Below are 23,887 nucleotides of genomic sequence, written 5' to 3'. Positions count from 1 at the left end.
TATATTATACTAATTCAATTAGCATGTGTCAACGACTATGAACTCACCGCTTGACATATTTTGTTTCGGGGACGAACGTATGGACAGGCCGAAGACAGCCAGGCCGGGAAAGAAACCATCTCGGCACCCGGATGAGGGCTATCATACAAGAGGCCGTATCTGGGTGGAGAAAGACGGTGAACTGTACTTGGGTTGGGGTAGGGTGATACTTCTGGAACGGTTGAACGAGATGGGGTCAATTGCCGCCGCCGCCCGCTCCATGGGACTGACCTATCGCAACGCCTGGCTATGGATAGCATCGATGAACCGGTTGGCTCCTTCGCCTTTGGTCGAGAAGATTGTCGGCGGGAGCAGGGGGGGGGACACGCTACGCTGATCGATGAAGGACGTAGAGCTGTCGCCATGTATAAAGAGTTGCATACCCGCTTGGAGAAGCTTCTGGCGCAGGAAGACCTTTGCGTTAACCATGAAAAAGGCATACCGCATAATCCATAAATCCAATAATACTTAGTCAGATTCCCCACCACTATGATTTAAGTACGACCGTTTGTCTCCGCAGTTCCCTGAATATCAGGGCTCTATTTCCATAGTTTTATAATGGTGTGGTTAAGTTCCTGAATAGACTTCAGGTTTCTGCCAGTAGGATATTCTTAAAAATGGTGGTATCTTCTCTGCTCAAAGAACAGGCAGCACCTTGCTCTTCAAATGATCCTCGCCATTTTCCTGTCTTAAAATACTCATCAAGACGACTATTAACTAAGTCTGAGCAATCGATGTTCCATTTGTCTTTGGCATACTGATAACCATTAATAGTAGATGCATAGCGGAACATATCATCGACGCTCGTTATATGCTTGTTTGGCTCAATCCACATAATTCAAGATAGTCCAAGGGATATGTTAGCATTTTCAACAAAATGAATGGGACTCTTATTACATATGTAAGAAATACATTTGCTTATTTCGTGTGATGGACACAAATAGAGCTGGATATCCCATCAGATATCCAGCTCTATTATCAAATTTTCTAAGTAAGCTATTACTTACCAATTCTAAACATCTTGGTGCCGCAACTAGGACAAATCCCTTGGGCAGCAGGTTTACCATTCTTCATGGTAATGCTCTTGGGATCCTTCATTTCCTTCTTCGATCGGCATTTCATACAATATGCTTGCATGTATTACCTCCTTTCGTATTTTCTCCCGAGATTAATAATCCTGCCCCTTTTATCAATTAGGCTATCAATGGTTACTTAACAAACCATCTTTACCCTAGATTTCTATTGCTCCTACCTTGGCTAAAGCTTCTTGGTGGCTATAACCTTTGTCAATACATCTCACTATTTGACAAGAACGTCTATATTCCGGGGAAAGCATACGTTTAACTATATTCTTCAATCTCATATCTACTTCCTGGTTGTTATGACTATAGCGTTTGATAGCAACATTCTTTTTCACCTTATCGTTAGCCTTGTAGATAATCTTCATGCAATTGAAGCATTGCCAGCCGTCTTCATGAGGAATGAATACTCTACCACCACATCCAGGTTTTAGACATACAGATGGGGCTTGACTATATAACTTAGGTTCCAAGAACTCTTCTTTCATTCGCTATCTCCTGATCAAAGAACTCCCAAAAATGTTCTCGTCGGTTCTCTCACAGTCTATTTTCTGTTATTCCTATGCGTTGAACAACATAACCTGGCCTATAGCTCGAATCAGTGGCTATACTACAACATAAAACTTTAAATCTGCGCCACGGTTCTCTTCCCTAGAATAACCTAGGCTAATCTAGGTATATCCTTCGCCTTTTCTCTCAGTTCGTTGACCAGATTTATCGTCTGTCCCGCAATTACCTGCTGAGCTTCAAATGTTTTCTTTGCACCTTCGTATAATCTTTCCACCCTGGGTATACTAACCAACTCTGAGGCAACAATAGTAATGGAGACTTCTCCTCGTCTCCTAGGATAGTCCCCAATCCTAATCTCTGCCTTAGGAGCAATATCCAGGAGGGTCTGATAGATCTCTTGAAGGGCTGACTGGGTTATGTATTCCTTCGGGGCACAAAGTATAGCCATTAGCCTCCGGGCATCCTCCAGGTTGATATTGGTAGACAAGTTACAGAGTGCCTCACTCAAAGCTGTGGATATTGAGGTTGCTTTGCGTATTCCCTCATCTAAGGAATATTTTTTAAAGCGGAAAGCCGGCAGAGACACTTCACCTCTACCAATAACAGATATACCAGTCAGGGAAGCCACAATGTCTCCGGCATCGGCCACCTTGGCACCTATGTATTTGCCTCCTTTCTCCTCACCACCACAAAACAGGTCGTAGAAGTTTCTGACCATCTTTTGGTTAATGTCTTGATATGATTCAGCCATACTGACCGATGCACCCTTGCTGAATTTCTCGTTATCAAGGATAAAGGTAACATCGGCGTAGCTATCCACTGTAGTCAGGCAAGTGGCGGTATTAGTTAGAGTATAAGATGCTACTCCACTCTCTTCATATGCAAAGGGTAAAACAACTATAGCAATAACACTACGACTCACACGACGATTCAGTCTTTCCTTAAGAACCTTCACGGTCTGTCCGATACCACCGGAGCCTGTACCCCCTGCGGCGCTACCTATAACCACTATCGCATCCGTCTCGTAAAATTTTTTCGATCTAGAAATTTCTCCTGCCAGTACTGCACGCTCATCAGCAAATATTCTGGCGGATTCGGTATTAATTTTGCCAACCCCGTGTCCAAAGGTTCTACCAGCCCCCACCAGTATCCTGTTCCTCCCCGGGATATGCTTGAAACCTCTGAGGTCACTCGAGTCGGTATTAACAGCCAGCGTGTCGGTTACTATCTCCAGCCTCCTGCCAAGTAGGGATTTTGCATATTGGTTAAGGCTATAGAACTCATCAGCAATATTGCAGCCACATTGCCCTATTCCTATGACAGCTACTTTCATCTCTAGCGATACCTCCCTTTGCTCATTTATTATGCGATTCTATGACCTTCGGGTAGCCTTTCCAGTTTATCTATAATGTCGGTAGCCAGGATACATATAGGCCATTGCTACCCCCGTTCCACAACTAACAAACCATCTCTCTTAAACATGGTAAACCGTTTTAGCCAAAAACAGATCTTCTTAATCTAAGTCAACATAACCAAAGAGAGCGGACGGTCTTGGCTTAATCTTAGCAGGAGAAGAGGTTGAGTCCTTAGGATGAGAAGTATTGATAAAGAAAGTATTATTACGCCTCTTCACACCAAAGGTATGTTTTAGCGATGGTGCAACAGATTCTATGACATGCAATAAATTTTCACTGCAATCTATCACTCTAGTCTCCATCATAACCCTCTTCTTCCGATTAGTTATGGTTTATTATTTATGGTGCAAAGCACTCCTATTTATTTGTCTCTACACTACTAGTTACTTTTAGCTGGGCTTGTTACTCTCATTTATTAGCTCAATCCACGCAGACGCCACTCCGCACGGAAATCACGCGACACCAAGTTGGGAAATAATCTTGTCGGTTCTCTCACAGTCTATTTTCTGTTATTCCTATGGGCTGAACAATATGCATCCGGGTGGTTTTCTTACTACAAAAAAGGGTGGCTATAGAGCCACCCTTTTGGATGTCTTTTTTTGTGATGAAGTTTAGTCAGTTTTTCCGCCAGCGCTGCCCGGGACTATGCCTCTGGTTACTGCACGCGCTACCATTTGAGCGCGATTCCTGACGTGGAGTTTTTCCATAATGTTACGCAGGTGATATTTCACCGTGTTTTCTGAAATATTAAGAGATGAAGCGATCTCCTTGTTTGTCGCTCCAGTAGCAACTAGTTTGAGAACCTCGGCTTCTTTGTTAGTAAGGTTGGTAAGATCATTGGCAGGCTGTGATGATCTAAGTCTTCCGTTTTGGCGGAATGCCTCTTTGACTATTTTATCAGCGACCCATGGTGACACTGCTACATCACCCTCCATGATATTCGAGAGAAATTTGACGAACTTTTCAGCTTCTATGTTCTTGAGGATGTAACCAACGGCGCCGCCTTTCATTGCTTCAAACAAGTCATCGTCATCTTCAAAAGCCGTAACCATGACAATTTTTGTCTGTGGCATTTCTGCCTTGATGAGCTGTGTGGCTTGGATGCCATTAAAGTCAGCCATTTTGACATCCATCAGTACTATGTCCGGCCTGAGTTGGCGGGTCTTTTCTACGGCTTCCAGACCGTTACTGGCCTCTCCAACAACCTCGATATCATTTGCGGTCAGGAGACTGGCTAGTCCGCTTCTGAACAGAGCATGATCGTCAACTATTAGTACCCTCAATAAACTAACCCTTCCGATAATGGCTAAGGAAGATTTAGTGGTATGCTTAGCGTTACCTTAGTTCCGTTTCCGGGCTTAGATTCGATATCCAGCCTGCTGTGTATGCTCTCAGCCCTTTCTTTGATTGTCCGAATTCCGAATTTCGCGCAGTCGCTATGTCCAAGTTCGTTGACGTCGAAACCCTTCCCGTCGTCTTCGATTAGTAATGTGACATTGTTATCGCTTGCCGTCAACCTCACCAACGCACGGGTAGGTTCAGCGTGTTTTCTAATGTTAGACAATGCCTCCTGGACGATGCGGATGGTCTGTAATTCGACTTGTGGAGATAGATGGGGTATAGTCTGGCCATCTACCTCCAACACGGTCCTGATACCATGCATCTGGCTGAAGCGAGTCAAATACTCCCTGAGTGCGGATACCAAATCCCGGTCGCCCGAAACAGCGGTTCGAAGACCAAGAATATCCTCTCTCGTGTCGGTATATACATCCTGAGCGACTTTCTCTAGTTCAACCAAATAGTCAGTTGCCATAGTCATTTTGCTAAGAATTTGCCTCGTTGCTTCACTCTTGGTAATTACATAACCTAGCACCTGTGCTAACCCATCATGGAGTTCCTTCGCAATTCGTTCCCTCTCCTCTACAATGACTATCCCTTGTACTTTTTCGTAGAGGCGAGCGTTCTCTATGGCCACCGCTATTTGACTACCAATATTAGCGAAGAGACCGGCCTCATCCAATTTGAAGTGGTTGGGTTTGAGACTAAGAATGCACAAAACGCCCACGATACCGCTTCTCGACTTTAGTGGTACTACGGCCACAGAGCGGAATCCGGAAACCGATAGGGCTGGGGTAACCACACTATCGTAATTCCCCATATCCTGTATTATCATTGGTTCATTCGATCTTGCTGCTTCATGGATCAGTCCATCATTATTCGCTAATGAACTTGAGTATGGTTTGGATGCCTCTGCGGAAATCCCAACAGAGAATTCGTACGACAATTCACGGCTTCTTTCATTAATTAAAAACAACTCGCCAGAATCAGCCTCGGTCACTTGAATTAGCTTCTCCATCGTGCGTGGCAGCAATACGTTCAGGTCTAAGGATGCGTTTACCGTCAAAGCGATCTCATTAATAATACCCAGTTCCCGGTTGCGTTGTAGGTTCTCCTCTTGAATCCTCTTAATGAGACTGAAGACAACCATGTAGAAGAAGACAGCAAAGATTACGACTGGAGTAAAAAATAGGCTGGATGCAATCGCGGAGCGAGTCCCTTCGAGTATTGATGGTCTAAATAACTCAAAAAGCAGAACGAACAGGGCCGGAGAGACGGCGACAACAATTTTGAGAATCCTAAGATTCCGAGGATTGTCAGGCAAGAAAGCGAATTTATCGAACGTCCGACGCATTATGATCTCCCGAAGTATCGTGAAATAGTGAAAACTAGATACAGCCATATCCTACTGCTTTGTTCCATCTCAGTCAATTCCTTTAAGAAAACAGCGCTTCTTCTATGAGTTCTAGTCTGATCGGTTCTTGCTCAAACGCCTTTGCTGTCTCCGCTATCCAGGCTATATCCTCAGATCTCGTTCCGACTTCCTGTCACTTCAACCACTCCTCATTCACAATACTGAAAAAGAGGGCTCTCACACAGTAGTTTATATTATGCAAATTTTTCCCTATTATTCCACAATTGAGTATCAAACATTTCTCGGAATTATTTAGCCCCTCCATGTCCAACGATACTCATTCTATTTATTGGTCTCTGGTTTAAAAAAATGGCGAGTTGTATAGTATTATTCGACCATTAGGTGAGCATAGCAGTAAGCTGTGAGGTAGCCTGGCTTGTCTGATATAACTGTCTCTGAGACCGGCTGTTGAAATTTGATGCCTTCCGTTGATATTCTAGATGAGGTGCAGGATAGGATGACTGATGACAGCAGCAAGAAGGTGCTCTTGGTCACCCCTGGTTTAACTCAGAAACCATGGAGAGTCTAAATATAAAACGATTTCTGAGTTAGTTCTTTAATATTAATTAACATAAGGAGGTACTACAAAAGATGGGGAGATTGGATGGTAAAGTAGCCCTGATCACCGGAGGTGCTTGCGGCATAGGCGGTGGGCATTCTGAGTTGTTTGCTAAGGAGGGGGCTAAGGTCGTAGTTACTACCAGGAAGAAGGTAGATGAGGGAACAGCGCTAGCGGAGAGTATCAAAAAGCAAGGCGGAGAGGCTATCTTTCTCATACTCGATACCACCAGCGAGGATGACTGGAAAAAGGTGCTCGGTGAGGTTGTCAAAAAATATGGCAAGCTTAATGTCCTGGTGAACAATGCCGGTGTTTCACTGGCGAAAACGATAGAAGAGACCTCCCTCGATGAATGGAACTGGATAATGAATATCAATGCGACCGGGGTTTTCTTAGGCTGTAAATATGGCATTGAGGTTATGAAGAAGAACGGGGAACCGTGCTCAATAGTGAATATATCGTCTATCGATGCCATAATAGGTGAAGCCGGGTTGCCTGCCTATTGTGCCTCTAAAGGGGCGGTGAGGGCAATGACCAAATCGGTGGCCCTATCCTGTGCTGAGGCCGGATACAAGATCCGGGTCAATTCCGTGCATCCCGGTCTCATCCACACCGAGCTTACCGACAAAGAGGCTAAAGACTACGGGATATCGTTCAACCAGTACAACAAGCTGTTTACCGAAGCGACGCCGCTGGGTCATATCGGCGAACCGATTGATATTGCCTACGCGAGTTTGTATCTTGCTTCCGATGAGTCCAGATGGGTTACCGGATCGGAGTATGTCGTAGACGGTGGGTACGTGGCCAGATAGAGGCCGGATTATTTTCAGGCTCGGTATTTGGGAGAGTCTCTTTGATCAAACATGGAGTGCTATCTGTCTCTCCGGGCTAGCCGCTCCTGAGGTTCCGCATAATCTCCCCGAAGCCTGGCCTCTTGCCGTACATCAGTACGTAGGTCCTTAACAGCTTCGCTGCCAGCATGAGCCCCCCGATGATGCACAGGACCAGCACCGCGATGCTGGCAGCAAGTTGCCATGTCGGAACACCGGTCAGGCCAAGCCTCAGTATTACCATCACCGGCGCCGAGAAGGGGAAGATGCTGAGAACGACCCAGGCCGGGCTACTCGGGACCAGCATTATTACAGATATGATCCAGAAAGGAGCAATTACCCAGAGTGTGAATATCGAGGCGAGTGTCTGCCCCTCCCGCACACTGGTGCTGACGGCGGCGATGCCGACCGAAAGGACAGCGAACAACAAATAGCCCAGGACGAAATACAATATGGCCAGACTGATAAGCCCGGGTGGTATCTGTATCATACTGATAAAGCCACCGAGTGATGAGGAGGCCAGCCTTAGCAGGGGTGGTACCGTGGCTACCCAGATAGCTACCTGTATCAGACCGGCACTACCGATTCCCATTACCTTCCCTGTGACCAATTGCCGGGTCGATACCGATGATAATAGTATTTCCATGAGGCGGTTTTCTTTCTCGGTAGCCAGCCCCTGCAACAAGTAGGCAGAGGAGAAGGTAAGAGATACCGCTAACATAACGCCGACGATGATGGGAATGACAAGGTTACCCGGTCCGCCTTGCTCGGGAGCCACAGCACCTGTTGCCGTAAGCGTGATAGTAACCAGGTGCAGCGGTTCTTCGACCCTGGTGACCGTAGTCTCGGGTACCTTCCCAGCCAGAAGGTTGCTGGAGATGAAATTCTTAATCGCGGCAGTGGTGGCTGCCGGTGGCGTAAGCTCTCTTTGCGTGGTGTAACGTCTGATCAGTCCCGTCGAGACGAAGTCCTCGGGAATCACGAAATATTCCTCGATATCTTTGTTGACCAAAGCCTGGGTGGCGGCTTCCGTAGTGTCGAATGAGACAAAGTTCAGATTTCCCTGTGTGGTAAACTGCTCAAATCCACCGGCTTCATCAACATAGCCGATTCCGGTCACTTCTGCCGGCGGCTCGCTTATCCCTGATATGGTATGGGAGACCCCGATGGCGAGGAGAGCGATCAGGGGCGGGACGATGGTCAGGATAATGAAGCCGGTCCTCCCTACCGTTTGCCGGAACTCATGCTTGAATATCAGAAGAACCCTATTCATGGTTTTTACCAGCTACCTTTACGAAAATCTCATTCAGCGAAGGGGTGGCAACCTCGAATCGGTTGATGACAATACCGGCGCTTACTAATCGTTCCAGCACCTGCCCGGGGGTGGTATTTTCTTCAAGGACAAGCTCAACATAGTTTTTGTTGGTGCGCTTTTCGATTACTCCCGCTATCTGTACTAGCTCACCGTCGAAATCGATAATGACCGAGTTACTTCGATACTTTGCTTTGATTTCCGAGAGCCCGCCGTAAAGAACAGCATGGCCGCCGTCTATCATCAATATGCGGTCACAGAGTTCTTCAACCTGATTCATCTGATGCGTGCTCAGAATTATGGCTTTGCCCTGACTCCTCAGGTTAATCAGCATCTTTTTTAATATTTCGGTGTTGACCGGGTCGAGGCCGCTAAAGGGTTCATCCATGACGATCAGTTCCGGGTTATGGATGATAGTGATGATGAACTGGATAATCTGTCCCATGCCTTTGCTCAGCTCCTCGATCCTCTTTTTGCTGTGAGAAATCATCTCTGTCTCGCTGAGCAGTTCGTTAGCTCTCTGTTCGGCCAGGTGTCCATCCATACCCTTGAGCGAGGCCAGATAGACGATGGAGTCCATTACCGTCATCTTCCGGTACAGTCCCCTTTCCTCAGGCAAGTAGCCGAGCCGGTGTTTGCTTTCTTCACTCAGCTTCTCGCCGAGAATTGTCACGGTGCCCGAGTCTGGCTTGACAATGTCCATCATCATCCTGATGGTGGTAGTCTTGCCGGCGCCGTTGGGGCCGATCAGGCCGAATACCTCATTCCGGGATACGAAGAAGGACAGATCGTCAACGGCGACCTTATCCCGGTATGACTTGACCACATGACTGACTTCAACTGCGGGCATATTAGAATCCTTTCGGGTTTCTAATATAGCATGTTATCGGGAGTGTTGACTACCCGGTTACCTCTTTGCACGAACCGGTGTTTTCAATTTTTTGCCTGCAGTTTTTTCGAGTTATGCTCACTAGGAACATGATTTAAGCTACCTCTTGACTCTCCGCTAACCGGAGGTTTTATACTGCTATCGAAGATCTTCAAAATAGGGAGAAAGGGGTGTCATGTTCAAGATCGGTGATTTCTCACGCCTGAGCTTCGTTACGGTGAAGACCCTGCATTATTACGATGAAATCGGTTTGCTGAAACCGGTTAAGGTGGACCGCTTCACCGGCTATCGCTATTACTCGGCGGATCAGCTGCCCCGGCTAAACTACATCGTTTCCCTGAAAAACCTGGGGCTCTCGTTGGATGAGGTAGGCACGCTTATCAACAACAGTCTGACGCCCCGGCAGATGCGAGACCTCTTTATCCTGAAGAAGGCGGAGCTGCAGCAACGCTTGAGCGAGGAGCAGCGGCGGCTGGAGCAGGTGGAGAAGTTGCTTAATCAAATTGAAAAGGAGGGTAAAATGCCGGAATACCAGGTGGTAATCAAAGAACTGCCTTCGATGAAGGTTGCCTCGGTCAGGGGCACCGTGCCCACGTACGGCGATATTCCTATACTCTGGGATAAGATATGCCCCGTTTTTGAAAAGCATATGTCAATCATCACCGGACCGCCGCTGGCCATCTACCATGATATGGAATACCGTGAGAAGGATGTCGATATAGAAGTGGCTATTCCTATCAGCACCACCATACCGTTGCCCGATCCCATTAAGGTGCGTGACCTTCCCGCCGAGGCTAAGGTGGCCTCGATGATTCACCGCGGCCCATACGAGAAACTCCATGAGGCCTACCAGGCGATGATGGCCTGGTGCGAGGCTAACGGCTACGAGCTGGCCGGGCCGGACCGCGAGGTCTATCTCACCGGTCCCAACGATACCCAGGATCCGGTCGACTACTTGACCGAACTCCAGCAGCCCGTCAAAAAGGTCTAACCCGGTGGCTTGTCCTGACTCAAGGGTCCCCCTTCCCGGGAAGGGGGACCCTTGAGGAGAAAGATTAACAGTTACTTCCCGCCGTTTATCATCTATTGCTCGACAGGAACGGGTATCTGCGCGAGGATCTCTTCCAGCACGGCTTCCGTCGAGTGTTTTCGTAGCTTGGCTTCGGGTTTCGCGATCAGGCGATGTCCCAGGATAGGGGGAGCGAGATACTTGACGTCATCCGGGATAACGTAGCTACGACCCCTCACGGCGGCCAGCACTCTGGAAGCCAGATCGAGGCTCAGCGAAGCTCTCGGGCTGGCCCCCAGTTCAATACTCTTATGTTCGCGGGTGGCCCTGATAATAGCGAGGAGATATCTCCGTACCGATTCTTCCACATATGCCTGGCGAGACAGTTTCTGTAATACCAGCAATTCTTCGGCCTCGATAACACTGGAAAGACTCGCCAGGGGATTCTCCTGATGAAACCGTCTTAGAATGGTGTCCTCCTCGTCTTCGCCGGGATATCCCATGGTGATTTTCATCAGGAACCTGTCCAGTTGTGCTTCAGGCAGAGGGAAAGTTCCTTCCAGTTCTACGGGATTTTGGGTGGCAATCAGCAGGAAAGGACGCGGTAGCGGTATTGTTTCGAGGTCGACGGTAACCTGCTGCTCCTGCATACATTCCAGGAGGCTTGACTGAGTGCGGGGTGTAGCCCGGTTTATCTCGTCGGCCAGTACGATGTTAGCCATTATCGGCCCGGGGCGAAATTCGAACTCGGATGTCTTCTGGCTGAAGTAATGAATACCTGTGATATCCGATGGGAGTAGGTCGGGGGTGCACTGAATTCTCTGGAAATTACAGTTGATTGACCGGGCGGTTGTTTTAGCCAGCATCGTCTTACCTGTGCCGGGAACATCCTCAATTAAGACGTGTCCCTCGCAAAGTAGAGCTACCAGAATGAGCTCTACGGCATCCTTCCTCCCCACGATTACCTTACCGACATTTTCCATAAATCGCTCGGCGAATGTCGCTATCCGGTTCAGTTGCTGAACAAACTCCCCCATAATAAATTGTTCCTCCTTTATAACATAGGTGCTAAACTAACTCGGGTGACCCCGTCGTACTTTTCGTATTCTTTGCCAGCTTTGTTTTAGATTAAGTAACTCGTCTTTACCGGGCGTTAAGCCACCGTAGCGGACACCAACAAACTGCCTGGTAATAAGACTGAATTCCTCATGGAAATCAGGAAGCAGGTTAACCAGACTGATCTGGTATTCATACGCAGTCTGCGTCGGATAGCGGGGGCACCCTCTGGCAGTTGCCCAGCGTACCATCTGGCGATAAATCTGCTGAATTGAGGCTAGCTCCGGTGACAAGGCCCTGGTTTTTCTCCCCAGACGTTGTAATAAGAAGATCAGGAATCTGGTCAGGATGCGCTTTACCAGCCTGGTTACATCGGACTTAAATGCCCCGGACAGCGATTCCGTCTTTATCCCTGCCATACCGGCCAACCGCTGGTTTAGCCAGTTGAGCATCTGTCCGGATGCTCGCCATAAGGCAAAGATGCACCAAAAAGCGATGTTAATAAACAGCGCAAACTTGACGATGCTTCTTATCCACTGGGGCATACCGAATATCCCTGACCCGGCCGGTTCCCGGATGATTTCTCCGGGCATCTCGCCTGCGGCGGGTATTTCCGTGGGAGGGGAGGTCGGTAGCAAACTGGCCGCCCATATTAATGCTCTTTTCGCAACCTCCCAGGCCCATTTGGCTGTGTTAAGGATACGCTCGAAGAAATCAGGGTTGACTGTAGAGCCGCTGAGTACGCCTAGCACAATGACCAGGCTGATGCCGGTAATGAGAATACCCAACCAGCGGCCCCGATATATCTGTGAAATCGAACCGTCTGTCTGCTGGGCGTGGCCGATGGACAATCCTGATAAAGCGAAGGCAAAAAAGGCAACCGCAATAAGTACTGCGTGTTCCAGTACGCCTGTGAAATATGAGCCGATAATGAAGGTGACGATTAATACCGGCATGCCGAACTGGAATTCGACGACAAGATTGGGAAAATCGGCCTTGAGATTGACCAACCGCTGACCGAGCCACCAGATGACGATGCTTCCGATAAACAACAGGACCTCGGGCCGAAAGTCATATGGTGCCTGCTTTAGTGCTGCGGGAATTTCCTTTAGCCAGCTCTGGTTCCATAATGACAGGCTGTCGTAGATCTGAAGCTTAACCAGTAACAGCATAGCGCCGGCCCAGATAGACCAGCTAATGAGATTAAGGTAGACCTTGGCTAGCTTGAACTGCGCGACTGTCTTATTGATACCGAAGGCGATGGGATAAAGAGCCAAAAGACCAATAATGGACAATTGTCCCTGCAAAACCAGCCCGTTTACCAGCGACAGGATGGCAAAGAGCCAGCAACTCTCCATGCCGATTATGGCGATATATAGCGCAATTCGAGGCCAGCCTGCTTTCATCGGATCTCCTCTTTTGCGGTTACCCCGACGGCTTCACTTTGATTTGGCGTATCGTTCTCTTGCCAATCATGGTCGCCCGTGAAAATAGTAACTGACTTGTGCCCTCTTTTGTTAGAAGAAGAGAGCAGCCTGGATGCGGAGGCGGTTGGTTGGGATAGTACGAAGATGAGCGTGGTGCCCCATGGTAGATGTTTTCGCTCGCCTTGTATCAGTTCGGTGAGGAGGCCGCTGGAGAGCGGGGTGACTTTAGCTAACGCCTCCAGGATGCTTACCAGATGACCGGTTCCGCTGCCGGGGGGAATTACCGCCGGTCGGCCCGAGTCGGCAAGACGGGTGTTGACAAATAGGCCTACGGCGCTTTTGTGCTCGATAAAATGTTTAACCAGCGAAGCGGCGGTACTGAGAGCTGTTTCAAATAATTCATCGGTTTTGCCGGATGGTGAACCGGTGCGTTCATTACCGACTCCGTCGTAACCAAAGCTTTCCAGGTCAAGGATCAGGGCTAATTTTGGATTGGTCGTCGGTTCGAAAACCTTCACCTGTAGTTTCTGATGGATGGCGGTTGCCTTCCAGTGAATATAGCGGGGGCTATCTTGGGGAGTATAGTCGCGTATCCCGATCACCCGGCTCGGGTCCCGGAAAATGTGCTGTGCGGCTCTGCTTTCTCCTAAAGGATACCGGGATGGTATTACCCTTTCGTTGATAGCGAAAATCCGGGGATAGACAATGATAGAGTCGCTCACCTTCTTCAAGCGGGTACGTCGGTAGAAGCCGAAGATGTCCCCGGACGTAATTCTGATCGGCCCCAGGAGGTAATACCCCCGTCTCGGGCAGACCAGCTTGTGTTGCCAGCTGGCTCGGGCGTACCAGAGAAGTGCAATCACTTTGCTGAGCGTCCCGTCCTGCTCCGGGGAAGTTTCCGAAGTAAGCCCGGCTGGTATCTTGCTATCTACTTTCAGCCAGGGTAGTGGCAGCGGCTTATAGTTTACGACACGCATGTTTACTTCGACACACTCTCCGGGGAAAACGCGCTGGCAGTCCAGTGAATGTTGGCAATGAACCCTGACCAATGACAGATAGCTATACAGTTTAGCCAGACCGGCTGCCGATAGGATTAGCCCGAGCAGGACGACGATTAATACCTTGCCGTTCCAGGCAGCGATGATTAACCCGGTGAGCATTATTATCAGGCTGTATTTGCCCAGTAAGTAGCTGGTTGTTTGAGATGTTATGAGTCTCTCTACGGGTTTTCTGTGTGCCATTTTCTATTTAACTTCCCACTTGTAGACTTTCTACTGCCTTAAGTGAATCCGAGCTTTTGAATTCTCTTATCTGACGTATCAGAAGTACCATAGTTAAGGTGAACGCAATTGCGTCAGAAATGGGGAACGATAGCCACACTCCGTCCACCTGCCAGAGCTTCGGCAGTATGAATATCAGGGGAATCAAAAACAAAGGGCGTACCAATGAGGTAACCATTGATTGGTTAGCCTTGCCGATTGATTGGAAGACCAGGGAGCCGAGCATTGTGATGCCGAGTAAATAAGCGGCCCGAAATACGTAACCGGTGGCGTGCGAACTCGACTCAATAAGCAAGAGGTCGGCAGTAAATATTTTGATTATCGGCTCGGGAAAGAAATTTAAGACTATAAAGGCTGCTATGCAGCATATCGTAGCGGCGATGCTGGCAATCTTGATAGATTTCAGTACTCTATCGTAGCGCCTGGCTCCATAGTTGAATCCCAGTATCGGCTGAAGTCCCTGCCCGATGACTATACCCGGCATCAGGGCGAACATGATAACGCGATTGATGATGCCGTAGGCAGATATTGCCATATCACCACCGTAGGTACCGAGGACTCTGTTTACGAAGACAGCGGATACACTGGTTGCCGCTATTTGTGCAAATGACGCGATTCCAATGGTAAAAATATCCCTGGCGATATTCATTTCGACGCGTAGGTTTCCGGGATATATCTTCAGGCTGCTTTTGCCGGAAAAATAATATCTGAAAAGATATAATGTGGAGATTGTCTGTCCGATTACAGTAGCTAATGCTGCTCCCTTGATCCCCATACCGAAGCTTATAATGAATAAAGCATCAAGGCCGATATTAATCCCAGCTCCTATTGTCATGCTCATCATCGGAACATGGGCATTGCCCTGCGCTCTGATGGTACTGCTTAGTACCATGGCAAAAAATTGGACGGTGGTACCGGCAAAAATAATGAACATATAATCGTTGGCGTACAGGAGCACCGCTTCCGATGCCCCCATGAGCTTAAGCAAGGGGTCAATATTGGATAGGCCGACCGCTGCTATTAAAATCGATATTATTGAGTGACTGATGGCGTTACCCAGTGTGCGTTCCGCCTTCCGGGGGTCATTAGCTCCCAGTGCTCTGGAAATCACCGAGGCACTGCCTATCCCTATCATCTGCCCCAACCCCATTATCATCATTTGAATCGGGAAGGAAATGGAAAGCCCCGCAATTCCGAGCGAGCCGACGTAGCGGCTAATGAAGATAGTATCCACCACGTTATATAGGGTCATCACGAATAACCCCATGAACGCGGGGAGGGATAATTTCAATAACAGTCTGCCGACTCTATCGTCGTTAAGTACACTCTGTTGCTGACTATCCACGCCTTGAAGTTTCGTCCTTTCCGATTAATGCTCTCGCGGGGGTGCTGCTGAAAAAACAGGCTTGGGGGTCTATCCCAGTTTGGAGAGTATTTCCCTTAACTTGGTTACCGAAGCCAGCAGTTCCTTCATCTCCTCACTGGTGAGAGAGGACAATGCTTCTTTGATATTGCCCTTGACCATTGCATCTATTTCCGCTAATAGTATTCTGGCCTTTGCAGTGAGCGTTACATTGATTGTTCGCCTGTCTGATGAATCCATTTGTCTTTCAACCAGGTTCAGGTCAGCCAGCTTATCTATCAGATGGGTCATCTGCGGTCGAGGTATCAGTAACCTTGAAGCAATTTCAGCAATGTGCAACGTTCCTTCTTTCTCTAGCGTCTTCAGGATCTCATGGTGAAGCGGTGAAATGTCTTCAGGAAAACCGGCAGGTAACCTGGAGATCTTTTTCCGGGTGATTCTTGCGATAAGAGGTAGCGTAGAGAATAGATCGTCGCAGATGCTATTTAAACTACCGTCTGTCATTTCACACCTCCGGATGATACTGTTCACTTAGTTAATAATTAATAATATAAACTATAAAATGCTAACATTGCTTTGAGGTGTTGTCAAAGGATAGATCAGCCGAAGGTTCAATCCTCGTATTACGGTTCCGAAGGCCGAAACTCTACAAGATTATGTTTAGCACCATTGTAGTATAATTAATTAAAGGATTATACTGAGGCATCGTCTAACCTTAGACTATTTATCGTATTGTTTGCTTAGGGATCATTTACGGATCCGGGCCATAGGCGAATGGATATGATTTCCAATGGGGGCAAAGTATGGAAGATTATGAAAAGCTAGGCGTTTTTTACCTGGGAAGGCCCTACAATCTGGCAGAAAAGAAGCCCGGGGACGGGCTGTTCCTTTATGATTCCAAGGACCTGGTTACCCACGCTGTCTGTGTCGGCATGACCGGCAGCGGTAAGACGGGTCTCTGTATCTCGCTTTTGGAAGAGGCTGGCATGGATGGCATTCCGGCGATAGCCATTGATCCCAAAGGCGACCTCACCAATCTGCTGTTGACCTTTCCGGACTTAAGAACCGAGGATTTCCTGCCCTGGGTTAATCAGGAAGATGCTCGCAAGAAGGGCCTGTCTAATGAAGAATATGCCAGAAAACAGGCTGACCTATGGAAGAATGGTCTTGCTTCCTGGGGACAGAGTGGAGAGCGCATCAGGAGGCTGCGTCAGTCGATTAGCGCTGTGATCTATACCCCGGGCAGCAGTGCCGGCATTCCGGTATCCATCATGAAGTCGTTTGCCGCTCCACCTCAGGCAATTCGCGAGGACGAGGAATTGTTCAGAGAGCGCATTAGTATCACGGCCACCAGTCTGCTCGGGATTATTGGTATTGAAGCCGACCCGATAAGGAGCCGTGAACATATCCTCATCTCCACTCTGTTGAATAGAGCCTGGCAAGACCGGCGTGATATGGATATCGCAGATTTGATCCGACAGATCCAGAGTCCGCCCGTTAACAGGATCGGGGTGATGGATCTGGATTCTTTCTATCCTGCTAAAGAAAGGTTTGAGCTGGCACTAGCCTTGAACAATCTGTTGGCTGCCCCCGGTTTTCATACCTGGCTTGAGGGTGAATCTCTAGACATCAATTCAATATTGTATACTCCCGAAGGTAAACCTAAGATCGCAGTTTTCTCTATCGCTCACTTAAATGATGCCGAACGGATGTTTTTCGTTTCCCTGCTACTCAATCAAATACTGGGCTGGATGCGTACCCAATCCGGTACTACCAGTCTCAGATCCATCGTCTATATGGACGAGATTTTCGGATTCTTCCCGCCGGTAGCTAATCCGCCATCGAAAACGCCATTACTGACCCTGCTAAAGCAGGCACGAGCCTTTGGGGTAGGTATAGTACTGGCCACCCAGAATCCGGTCGATCTCGACTACAAGGGTTTATCTAACACCGGAACCTGGTTCATCGGTAGGCTACAGACCGAACGGGACAAATCACGGGTACTGGAAGGTCTGGAAGGGGTAGCTGCAACCAGCGGCATGAAATGGAACCGTCAGGCTATGGAACAGACTCTGGCCGGCTTGGGTAGCCGGGTGTTCTTGATGAATAACGTTCATGACGACGTACCACTGGTGTTTGAAACCCGTTGGGCAATGTCATACCTGCGCGGTCCGCTAACACGGAATCAGATCAAGGGGCTCGTTGACCCGATCCGGACTCTATTCACTGCCTCATCTAAGGCGGGTGTCTCCGATACGGATACCTCGGGTCTAACTCAACCGGTACCAACAGTGGTAGGTAGTGATACTACCGGGGTCAGAGAAGTGCGACCAGTTCTACCGCCCAGAATAGACCAGTATTTCGTTCCTTTCAGGAGCAGCCAGCCGGCCGGACAAGGGCTTTTTTACCAACCGGAACTTATCGGAGCCGGTAAGATACATTTCAGCAATACAAAAACCGGGGTAAATTTCATCAAGGACGTGGTTTACAGAGTCCCCTTTACTGAAGGCCCTGTTGCCGTCAACTGGGATAGCGCTGTCGAGAGTGATCTTGACGTGAATGATTTTGAGCCGTCACCAAGGGAGCCGGCTCGGTATGGTAATCTACCGAAAATCGCCACCAGTGCCGACAGCTATAAATACTGGCAGAAGGAATTCTCGGGCTGGCTTTACCGGAATCAGAAGCTGGATTTGTGGAAAAGTCCCGGTTTCAAACAGTTTTCCAATGTTGACGAGTCCGAGAGTGAATTCAGGGTAAGGTTACAGCAGTATGCCCGAGAAAAACGGGACGAAGCTACTGAAAAACTGCGGCAAAAGTATGCCGGTAAAATCGCTACGTTGGAGGAGAGGATGCGCCGTGCCCAGGCCGCCGTTGAGCGTGAGAAGGACCAGGCGAAACACCAGAAAATACAGACGGCGCTATCCTTTGGAACGACTCTCTTGGGAGGATTCATGGGCAGGAAAGTTTTCAGCGCCGGTTCGCTGAGCGGAGCTAAGTCTGCTATGAGCGGAGTAAGCCGCTCCAGGAAAGCGTCTCAGGATATCGGCCGGGCGAAGGACACAGTTGAGTCTATCAAGCAAAGACTGCAACAGCTCGAGGCTGATTTCAAAGCCGATACAGACCAACTGGCAGCGAAAATGGATCCTCTTGCGGAAAGACTGGAGCAAATCTCAATACGCCCCACCAAGTCAAACATCTCAGTTCAACTTCTGGCGCTTTGCTGGTTGCCATACTGGCAGGAAACGACCGGCAAACTTACTCCTGCCTGGTGATGGTGTGCAGTCAGCAGGCATAAAGAGAGACGAGTTGGCAGAGGGTGTTCCTATTTGAAAGCTTTGCCGAGAATGTTTTTGAGCCCCTCACCACCCTTGCTCTGGACAAACGACAATATGATGGGAATGAACTTGCCGATCATACCGCTGTCTAGCCCTAATTTCGAGAATCCGCCGGCAAGACCCGCCAGAGAGCCCAAACCGCCTGCGGCACCACCGAGACCGGGAATCATCTTACCCAGATCGCCCAGACCACCCGGCATATCCCCGCCGCCGGATGGCGCCGCACCGATAATCTTATCCAGACCGGGTATCGCCGCGGACATCTTGGAAAAATCAGAACCGCTCATTTGCTCTTTAGCCTGCTTGAAAAGCAACCCGGCCCCACCCTTGGCCTGAGTCTCACTCACCCCCAGATTTTTGGTCAATTGGTCGATTAGTTCCACACTTCACCTCCTGTCTATCGATAACGTAGCTTACGGTACCCGACAGAATATCGTTGCCTTATGGTCGTATGATTGGTAGATTCCCGGCAACCTCGTCACTTTCTATTTGAAGATGAAAAGCGCTATTCCGAAAAGGACTACGCCAACAGCAATAAGGGCGGAAATACCGACACCAACTCCGGCGGCAATCAAGCAACATCCTATCACCCCGAGAATTCTCGCAATAATCGGCCCCATCACCATTTTCTTAATACCCATACCTTTTCATCCTTTCTGTAGATTTTGTTATTTGAATATCTTTGGATTATGCAGACCAAAGCTACACTAGATTTATCTTATTGTCAATAGGTAATTTATGCTTTGCCCGCTAACGTATTGCCGGCTGAGAGCATCAAAAGGATAATCAAGTTGGACAAAGTCGTAAAAGTATCCCTGGGAAGCACTGTAGCGGGTAAGGGAGGGCTTGAGTGTCTTAGATGGTCATGAACTATTCTCTGCTAATACCATGGTAGTGCTTCGCTCGTAGATAGTGTTGACAACGGGTATGGCAGTGCTATAATTCGGGGATAAATAGGGTATAGGAGGTTTTGGAGATGGTATTTTCCAGCGAAGTTCGTGACAAAGCGTGGGAAAGATCCGGGGGAAAGTGTGAATGCACCCGGCCGGGACATGGGCATACGGGGAGGTGCAACCAGCCGCTGCTGAAGACTACGAAGGGCAGTGAAGCCAGTTCATATGGTTGGACGGTAATCAGTGTGAGCGGCCTCTATAAGAAAGAAGTGGACGACTGCAAGATTTACTGTATGAAATGCGCCGAAGCATTTGCCAAGACCCCTCCGGCGAAAATGAGGCCCGCTGTAAAGGGGATGAAGCCTCCCATTCGTCCAATTAAGAAATAGGCGCTGGTCTAGTTGTGATTGGGCGTGGAAGGATGAGCAAATAACGCTCATCCTTCGGCTTTTGTTGTTGGCGTGTCTAGGAAACTGTCATACAGTAGGAAGTGATTTGGTTGTGTATTGGGTTGAATCTGATAGACAGCAATAAAATAGAGCCCCACGATTTTCCGTGGGGCTCTAAATTTTCTAATTAATAATCGACAGCAGCTTACTTTGTATCCGTTATTCCCGGTATCCTTGGCGCTAATCTTCGAGTAATTTCTGCTGGCTGGTGGTGAGATAGCTCTGGGCGTAGGGATGCCCCGGGAAGAGGTTCAAGACAGTCTCGAACTCATCCACCGCCTCGGCGTATCTTTCATCATAGAACAGCAGCATGGCGTTGGTATAATGTTCGTCGGTCAGGCCCTGTTCATTTTCAATATTCATTTCCTGCAGCATCTCGATAACGACGCTGCTGGGTACCAGGAAGTTAAAGCCTCCAATCTCCGCGTAGTCGCCGAGAACCGGGTCCCAGCCTGACGTGCCGAAGGTAGTAATACCGATTACCTCACCGTCCTCGTTGATAGCCGGTCCGCCGGAGTTGCCGTGGGTTATCGCAGCATCGGTCTGCAGTATCGGTGAGCCGTCATCGGCTTGTTTCAGGGCGCTGATGATACCGGAAGTTACCGAGGCTTCAAACTTGCTGTCTGAGGAGAGGTAATCATGGGTTACCACGGCACCGGGGTAGCCGATGGCCATTATGGGGTCGCCGACCATCATTTCGTCGGAATCGCCCAGGATCATGCTGGGATGGTTAGTGGCCTGCATCTTTAAGATAGCGACGTCCTTCCCGGATACGACTGTCCACTTACCGCCGGTGTACTTCCATTCCCGGGGACTGACCTTTCTGACTTCGGCCAGGCTGCTTTGCTCCATCAGCTGAACACCGCCGACGGATTTGCCCACGGTAACGTTGACTTCCTGCTTGATGTTTGCCACATCAAAGCTTTCATGTACGGCTGCCCAGAGGTCGTCCGCGTCCTGCTGGGTGGCGGGCCAGGGGTCAAGTCCGGCCTGAGCGAAGTATTGTGGGAATGTCCGTATACCCCAGTTCACAAATCCGCGGTATATCGCGCTTTCAATCTGCTCCTCGGTCTGGTGGACGACATGAGCATTGGTCACAACGTAACCGTCAGGGTTAATCACGAACCCGGTACCCTGCGACCCATAGCTAAAGGTGGGGATGTTAAGCGACTGGAACGTTTCATCATTGTGGCTTAAGTATGCCACTGACTCCCGGGTACTGGTGGAAACCAGGGTTCCCGACCATGTGGAGTAGATCAGCACTACCGCAGGCTCATTGATGACGGCCAACTGACCCATAGTCAGGTCTTCTACTTTCGGCATCGGCCTCTTGCCGCAGCCTGATGCTAACAATGGTACCAGTACCAGGATTGATAGAGCTATTGCACAAAGAGATAACCGCCTTCTAGAATTACCCTTCATCTTTATCCTCCTTGATGAATCAGGAAGCTGTTTTCTTCCCTAATTGAGGTATCACTTGGACTTAACGCTTTCAGGCTGTTAATTACAGCAGGCTTTTGTGAAATTGAGTGTATACAATTATGTGACAATTGTCAATACAATCCAGTGACATTAAGATGAAATCAAGCTCACATAGCGGTCGATGGCTGAGGAAAAAGACCGCAGGCATCGCTTTTACCTCGGAGGGTATTGTCGTGATAGAATATGGCATGGATGTGCGATATCGGTAAGAGTAAAGAAAAGGAGTTGAGTATTTGAAAATAAGCTGGACGGCTAAACTGATAGTCACTCTGGTGGCTATATCCGGCGTGTGCTACGGGATCAATTACCTTGTATTCAAGGATATTCCCTATATGCTGAGGCTGATTACATTGCAGGTCGGATTCGTGCCGGTATCGGTCGTGCTCATTACCCTGTGGATTAACAGACTAATCTCCCAGAGAGAAAATAAACATAGACTGCAGAAGTTGAATATCGTAATCGGCAATTTTTTTATGGAATTAGGGACCCCCCTGCTCGATTATCTTGCCGCATTCGATACGAGTAGAGACGCGATCAGTAAAATTCTGTCGGTAACGCCTAACTGGTCCGACCAGGATTTCGTCACCGCTAAGAATATGCTGCGAGATTACCACTACGCAATAGTAGCTGTGCCCGAAGACCTTGAGGCACTGCGCATATTACTCAACAGCAAGAGGTCGTTTCTGATGCTGGTTCTGGAGAACCCTAGTCTCCTTGAGCGTGAGGAGTTTACTGATCTGCTCTCCGCGATAGCTCACCTTACCGAGGAGCTGGCGAGACGAACCGATTTGACCACGCTCGGACAGGCCGATTATAAACATATTGCGGTCGACATCGAGAGGGCTTACGCGCTGCTTCTCCCCGTCTGGCTGGACTACATGAAGCACATAAAAAATGATTACCCCTATCTTTATTCACTGGCGGTTAGAATCAACCCGTTTAACCCGCAAGCCGACCCCGAGGTGAAATGAAGGTTCTCAGGCAGTCGGGAGTATGCCAGCCGAAGCTATAGAGTGACAGCAGAGCTGAAAAAGCCGGCCTGCTCTTAATCTTCGGTAAAGAAGGCCAGGTCGATATATGGTCCGTTAATGATAGCGGCTACCGGTGAAAGTTCAGTAAAATAGAACCGGGCAGGTTGGACTTCGGAAATGATCTTTTCTTTTAGTTCCTCCGCCGTATCTGGCTTATAGAGGTGTCCTGCCATAACATGCAGCTTCTTGTTCGCACTTCTCTTCTTCATTATCTCGAGCATATTTTCTAGTGCTTTGGCTACGGTTCTATGCTTCGATACCGCTTGCGTTACCCCGCCGGTGGCGGCATCTATCTCCAGGACCGGTGCCAGGGGAACCGGGGAGCCGGCCAGGGGACGTTCTTTGCCCAGTCTTCCTGACTTGTCGAAGTAATAAAGGGAATCTCGCACTGACAGAGCGGAGACGCGCTGCACCATCTGACGCGCAATCTCCGCCACCTCAGGCAAGCTCTTCCCCTCACCCGCCGCTTTCGCTGCTTCAATGGTAATAAGAGCCTCGGCGCAGGTAATAGTGAGGGAATCAACCGCCTCAACCACCACGCCGGGCAGTTCCTGCTCAATGCTTTCCTTAACTCCTGTTACCCTTTCATACTCTCCGGAGAAGCGGGATGTCATGGTGATATACAGGATGGCCCTGGCTCGCTGGCTTATCTTGCGGAAGGCCTCTGCCATCTCTCCCGGGGAAGGAGGTGCGACAGTGGGCAGTTCTTTGCTCATAAGCCGGGAGTAGAGCAGCTCTGTATCGATGGTAGTGTCCAGGTAGTCTTTGCCACCCATGGAGATATGGAAAGGTAATACCGTGATGTCATATTCCGCCAACACCTCTGGCGGCATTTTGGCGATGCTATCAACTACAACAGCTACTTTTCTCATCATTAATTGACCTCCTTTGCTGACATAGCTTTTGCAGTACCGGATTGACACAATTGTAGTCCTTGTCAAGAAAAAATTACAATACTCTTCCGGGCCCTGGGAATAGCCGGGCTGTCAACCGGGATTGGAGTGATTGTGCGATTGACAGTTTCACCAGCGTGATACTATCATTTAGACCAAGAATGAAAAACAAAGTCTCATCGTAGCTTCAGTGTGTTGAGCTTTAGGTTACCGATGTTTATCCTGTAGTGGGCAGGCATGGCATACCGCTGAATCCTTATCTTAACTGGTGGACTGAAGACTGA

At 48.8% G+C, this 23,887-nt stretch carries 23 protein-coding genes; 6 read left to right on the top strand and 17 right to left on the bottom strand.

The genetic code is table 11. The features are described 5' to 3' along the window. The first annotated feature begins 79 nt into the window (after positions 1-79). Complete coding sequence (locus PHI12_05115; protein ID MDD5510169.1) at positions 80-376, top strand: LysR family transcriptional regulator; 297 nt, start codon at positions 80-82, stop codon at positions 374-376. Positions 377-625: 249 nt separating this feature from the next. On the opposite strand, the gene PHI12_05110 is transcribed toward PHI12_05115, so the two are convergent. From PHI12_05110 to PHI12_05085, 6 genes are all read right to left on the bottom strand, one after another. Further along, positions 626-832 carry a hypothetical protein gene (locus PHI12_05110; GenBank protein MDD5510168.1) on the bottom strand — a complete coding sequence of 69 codons (207 nt, stop codon included), beginning with the start codon at positions 830-832 and terminating at the stop codon, positions 626-628. Between the two features lie 206 nt (positions 833-1,038). Then, positions 1,039-1,161 (bottom strand): DUF5679 domain-containing protein, encoded by a 123-nt coding sequence (locus PHI12_05105; GenBank protein MDD5510167.1) that lies wholly within the window; start codon positions 1,159-1,161, stop codon positions 1,039-1,041. Between the two features lie 109 nt (positions 1,162-1,270). Further along, a complete protein-coding gene (locus PHI12_05100) occupies positions 1,271-1,606 on the bottom strand; it encodes a hypothetical protein (GenBank protein ID MDD5510166.1) in 336 nt (111 codons plus the stop codon). Between the two features lie 173 nt (positions 1,607-1,779). After that, on the bottom strand, positions 1,780-2,961 hold the full coding sequence (locus tag PHI12_05095; GenBank protein ID MDD5510165.1) for a hypothetical protein: 1,182 nt from the start codon (positions 2,959-2,961) through the stop codon (positions 1,780-1,782). Positions 2,962-3,654: 693 nt separating this feature from the next. After that, positions 3,655-4,326, bottom strand: coding sequence for a response regulator transcription factor (locus tag PHI12_05090; protein ID MDD5510164.1), 672 nt, complete (start codon positions 4,324-4,326; stop codon positions 3,655-3,657). 23 nt (positions 4,327-4,349) lie between these two features. Continuing rightward, positions 4,350-5,783 (bottom strand): GAF domain-containing sensor histidine kinase, encoded by a 1,434-nt coding sequence (locus PHI12_05085; protein MDD5510163.1) that lies wholly within the window; start codon positions 5,781-5,783, stop codon positions 4,350-4,352. A gap of 603 nt (positions 5,784-6,386) precedes the next feature. Between PHI12_05085 and PHI12_05080 the strand changes: the two genes are divergently transcribed. Then, on the top strand, positions 6,387-7,166 hold the full coding sequence (locus PHI12_05080; GenBank protein MDD5510162.1) for a glucose 1-dehydrogenase: 780 nt from the start codon (positions 6,387-6,389) through the stop codon (positions 7,164-7,166). A gap of 76 nt (positions 7,167-7,242) precedes the next feature. Here PHI12_05080 and PHI12_05075 read toward each other — a convergent pair whose 3' ends face one another. Further along, a complete protein-coding gene (locus tag PHI12_05075) occupies positions 7,243-8,457 on the bottom strand; it encodes an ABC transporter permease (protein ID MDD5510161.1) in 1,215 nt (404 codons plus the stop codon). Then, positions 8,450-9,346, bottom strand: coding sequence for an ATP-binding cassette domain-containing protein (locus PHI12_05070; protein ID MDD5510160.1), 897 nt, complete (start codon positions 9,344-9,346; stop codon positions 8,450-8,452). The genes PHI12_05075 and PHI12_05070 overlap by 8 nt, the downstream gene beginning before the upstream one ends. Positions 9,347-9,560: 214 nt before the next feature. Between PHI12_05070 and PHI12_05065 the strand changes: the two genes are divergently transcribed. Next, on the top strand, positions 9,561-10,376 hold the full coding sequence (locus PHI12_05065; GenBank protein MDD5510159.1) for a MerR family transcriptional regulator: 816 nt from the start codon (positions 9,561-9,563) through the stop codon (positions 10,374-10,376). A gap of 92 nt (positions 10,377-10,468) precedes the next feature. Here the strand turns inward: PHI12_05065 and PHI12_05060 are convergent, their stop codons facing one another. From PHI12_05060 to PHI12_05040, 5 genes are all read right to left on the bottom strand, one after another. Further along, positions 10,469-11,431: a MoxR family ATPase gene (locus PHI12_05060; protein MDD5510158.1), complete on the bottom strand. Its 963-nt coding sequence runs from the start codon at positions 11,429-11,431 to the stop codon at positions 10,469-10,471. A 36-nt stretch (positions 11,432-11,467) separates the two neighbouring features. Next, positions 11,468-12,856: a DUF4129 domain-containing protein gene (locus tag PHI12_05055; GenBank protein ID MDD5510157.1), complete on the bottom strand. Its 1,389-nt coding sequence runs from the start codon at positions 12,854-12,856 to the stop codon at positions 11,468-11,470. Continuing rightward, a complete protein-coding gene (locus PHI12_05050) occupies positions 12,853-14,118 on the bottom strand; it encodes a DUF58 domain-containing protein (protein ID MDD5510156.1) in 1,266 nt (421 codons plus the stop codon). The genes PHI12_05055 and PHI12_05050 overlap by 4 nt, the downstream gene beginning before the upstream one ends. A 7-nt stretch (positions 14,119-14,125) precedes the next feature. After that, complete coding sequence (locus PHI12_05045) at positions 14,126-15,424, bottom strand: MATE family efflux transporter (GenBank protein MDD5510155.1); 1,299 nt, start codon at positions 15,422-15,424, stop codon at positions 14,126-14,128. Between the two features lie 147 nt (positions 15,425-15,571). After that, positions 15,572-16,024 carry a MarR family transcriptional regulator gene (locus PHI12_05040; GenBank protein MDD5510154.1) on the bottom strand — a complete coding sequence of 151 codons (453 nt, stop codon included), beginning with the start codon at positions 16,022-16,024 and terminating at the stop codon, positions 15,572-15,574. A gap of 299 nt (positions 16,025-16,323) precedes the next feature. Between PHI12_05040 and PHI12_05035 the strand changes: the two genes are divergently transcribed. Beyond that, positions 16,324-18,792 carry a hypothetical protein gene (locus PHI12_05035; protein ID MDD5510153.1) on the top strand — a complete coding sequence of 823 codons (2,469 nt, stop codon included), beginning with the start codon at positions 16,324-16,326 and terminating at the stop codon, positions 18,790-18,792. A gap of 50 nt (positions 18,793-18,842) precedes the next feature. Here the strand turns inward: PHI12_05035 and PHI12_05030 are convergent, their stop codons facing one another. Both PHI12_05030 and PHI12_05025 read right to left on the bottom strand, forming a co-directional pair. After that, complete coding sequence (locus PHI12_05030; protein ID MDD5510152.1) at positions 18,843-19,238, bottom strand: DUF2780 domain-containing protein; 396 nt, start codon at positions 19,236-19,238, stop codon at positions 18,843-18,845. Between the two features lie 102 nt (positions 19,239-19,340). Beyond that, positions 19,341-19,496 (bottom strand): hypothetical protein, encoded by a 156-nt coding sequence (locus PHI12_05025; GenBank protein ID MDD5510151.1) that lies wholly within the window; start codon positions 19,494-19,496, stop codon positions 19,341-19,343. Between the two features lie 335 nt (positions 19,497-19,831). Between PHI12_05025 and PHI12_05020 the strand changes: the two genes are divergently transcribed. Further along, positions 19,832-20,137: a hypothetical protein gene (locus tag PHI12_05020; protein MDD5510150.1), complete on the top strand. Its 306-nt coding sequence runs from the start codon at positions 19,832-19,834 to the stop codon at positions 20,135-20,137. Positions 20,138-20,377: 240 nt separating this feature from the next. Here PHI12_05020 and PHI12_05015 read toward each other — a convergent pair whose 3' ends face one another. Beyond that, a complete protein-coding gene (locus PHI12_05015; GenBank protein ID MDD5510149.1) occupies positions 20,378-21,619 on the bottom strand; it encodes a trypsin-like peptidase domain-containing protein in 1,242 nt (413 codons plus the stop codon). Between the two features lie 293 nt (positions 21,620-21,912). On the opposite strand from PHI12_05015, the gene PHI12_05010 reads away from it, so the two are divergent. Then, entirely contained in the window at positions 21,913-22,650 is a 738-nt protein-coding gene (locus PHI12_05010) for a hypothetical protein (GenBank protein MDD5510148.1), read from the top strand. 74 nt (positions 22,651-22,724) lie between these two features. Here PHI12_05010 and PHI12_05005 read toward each other — a convergent pair whose 3' ends face one another. After that, positions 22,725-23,585, bottom strand: coding sequence for a DegV family protein (locus PHI12_05005; GenBank protein ID MDD5510147.1), 861 nt, complete (start codon positions 23,583-23,585; stop codon positions 22,725-22,727). Positions 23,586-23,887: the final 302 nt, after the last annotated feature.

Source organism: Dehalococcoidales bacterium, from assembly GCA_028716225.1.
Taxonomy (GTDB): domain Bacteria; phylum Chloroflexota; class Dehalococcoidia; order Dehalococcoidales; family UBA5760; genus UBA5760.
The sequence above is the reverse complement of the archived record's forward strand: the minus strand, read 5'-3'. Positions and strand labels throughout refer to the sequence as shown.

Bases quoted from the DNA above. Each gene is read 5' to 3' on its own strand.
- PHI12_05070 (MDD5510160.1), bottom strand. From the start codon at position 9,346: ATGCCCGCAGTTGAAGTCAGTCATGTGGTCAAGTCATACCGGGATAAG.
- PHI12_05050 (MDD5510156.1), bottom strand. From the start codon at position 14,118: ATGGCACACAGAAAACCCGTAGAGAGACTCATAACATCTCAAACAACC.
- PHI12_05085 (MDD5510163.1), bottom strand. From the start codon at position 5,783: ATGGCTGTATCTAGTTTTCACTATTTCACGATACTTCGGGAGATCATA.
- PHI12_05045 (MDD5510155.1), bottom strand. From the start codon at position 15,424: ATGGGGTTATTCGTGATGACCCTATATAACGTGGTGGATACTATCTTC.
- PHI12_05055 (MDD5510157.1), bottom strand. From the start codon at position 12,856: ATGAAAGCAGGCTGGCCTCGAATTGCGCTATATATCGCCATAATCGGC.
- PHI12_05110 (MDD5510168.1), bottom strand. From the start codon at position 832: ATGTTCCGCTATGCATCTACTATTAATGGTTATCAGTATGCCAAAGAC.
- PHI12_05015 (MDD5510149.1), bottom strand. From the start codon at position 21,619: ATGAAGGGTAATTCTAGAAGGCGGTTATCTCTTTGTGCAATAGCTCTA.
- PHI12_05105 (MDD5510167.1), bottom strand. From the start codon at position 1,161: ATGAAATGCCGATCGAAGAAGGAAATGAAGGATCCCAAGAGCATTACC.
- PHI12_05040 (MDD5510154.1), bottom strand. From the start codon at position 16,024: ATGACAGACGGTAGTTTAAATAGCATCTGCGACGATCTATTCTCTACG.
- PHI12_05115 (MDD5510169.1), top strand. From the start codon at position 80: ATGGACAGGCCGAAGACAGCCAGGCCGGGAAAGAAACCATCTCGGCAC.
- PHI12_05100 (MDD5510166.1), bottom strand. From the start codon at position 1,606: ATGAAAGAAGAGTTCTTGGAACCTAAGTTATATAGTCAAGCCCCATCT.
- PHI12_05065 (MDD5510159.1), top strand. From the start codon at position 9,561: ATGTTCAAGATCGGTGATTTCTCACGCCTGAGCTTCGTTACGGTGAAG.
- PHI12_05095 (MDD5510165.1), bottom strand. From the start codon at position 2,961: ATGAAAGTAGCTGTCATAGGAATAGGGCAATGTGGCTGCAATATTGCT.
- PHI12_05025 (MDD5510151.1), bottom strand. From the start codon at position 19,496: ATGGGTATTAAGAAAATGGTGATGGGGCCGATTATTGCGAGAATTCTC.
- PHI12_05075 (MDD5510161.1), bottom strand. From the start codon at position 8,457: ATGAATAGGGTTCTTCTGATATTCAAGCATGAGTTCCGGCAAACGGTA.
- PHI12_05035 (MDD5510153.1), top strand. From the start codon at position 16,324: ATGGAAGATTATGAAAAGCTAGGCGTTTTTTACCTGGGAAGGCCCTAC.
- PHI12_05080 (MDD5510162.1), top strand. From the start codon at position 6,387: ATGGGGAGATTGGATGGTAAAGTAGCCCTGATCACCGGAGGTGCTTGC.
- PHI12_05060 (MDD5510158.1), bottom strand. From the start codon at position 11,431: ATGGGGGAGTTTGTTCAGCAACTGAACCGGATAGCGACATTCGCCGAG.
- PHI12_05005 (MDD5510147.1), bottom strand. From the start codon at position 23,585: ATGATGAGAAAAGTAGCTGTTGTAGTTGATAGCATCGCCAAAATGCCG.
- PHI12_05020 (MDD5510150.1), top strand. From the start codon at position 19,832: ATGGTATTTTCCAGCGAAGTTCGTGACAAAGCGTGGGAAAGATCCGGG.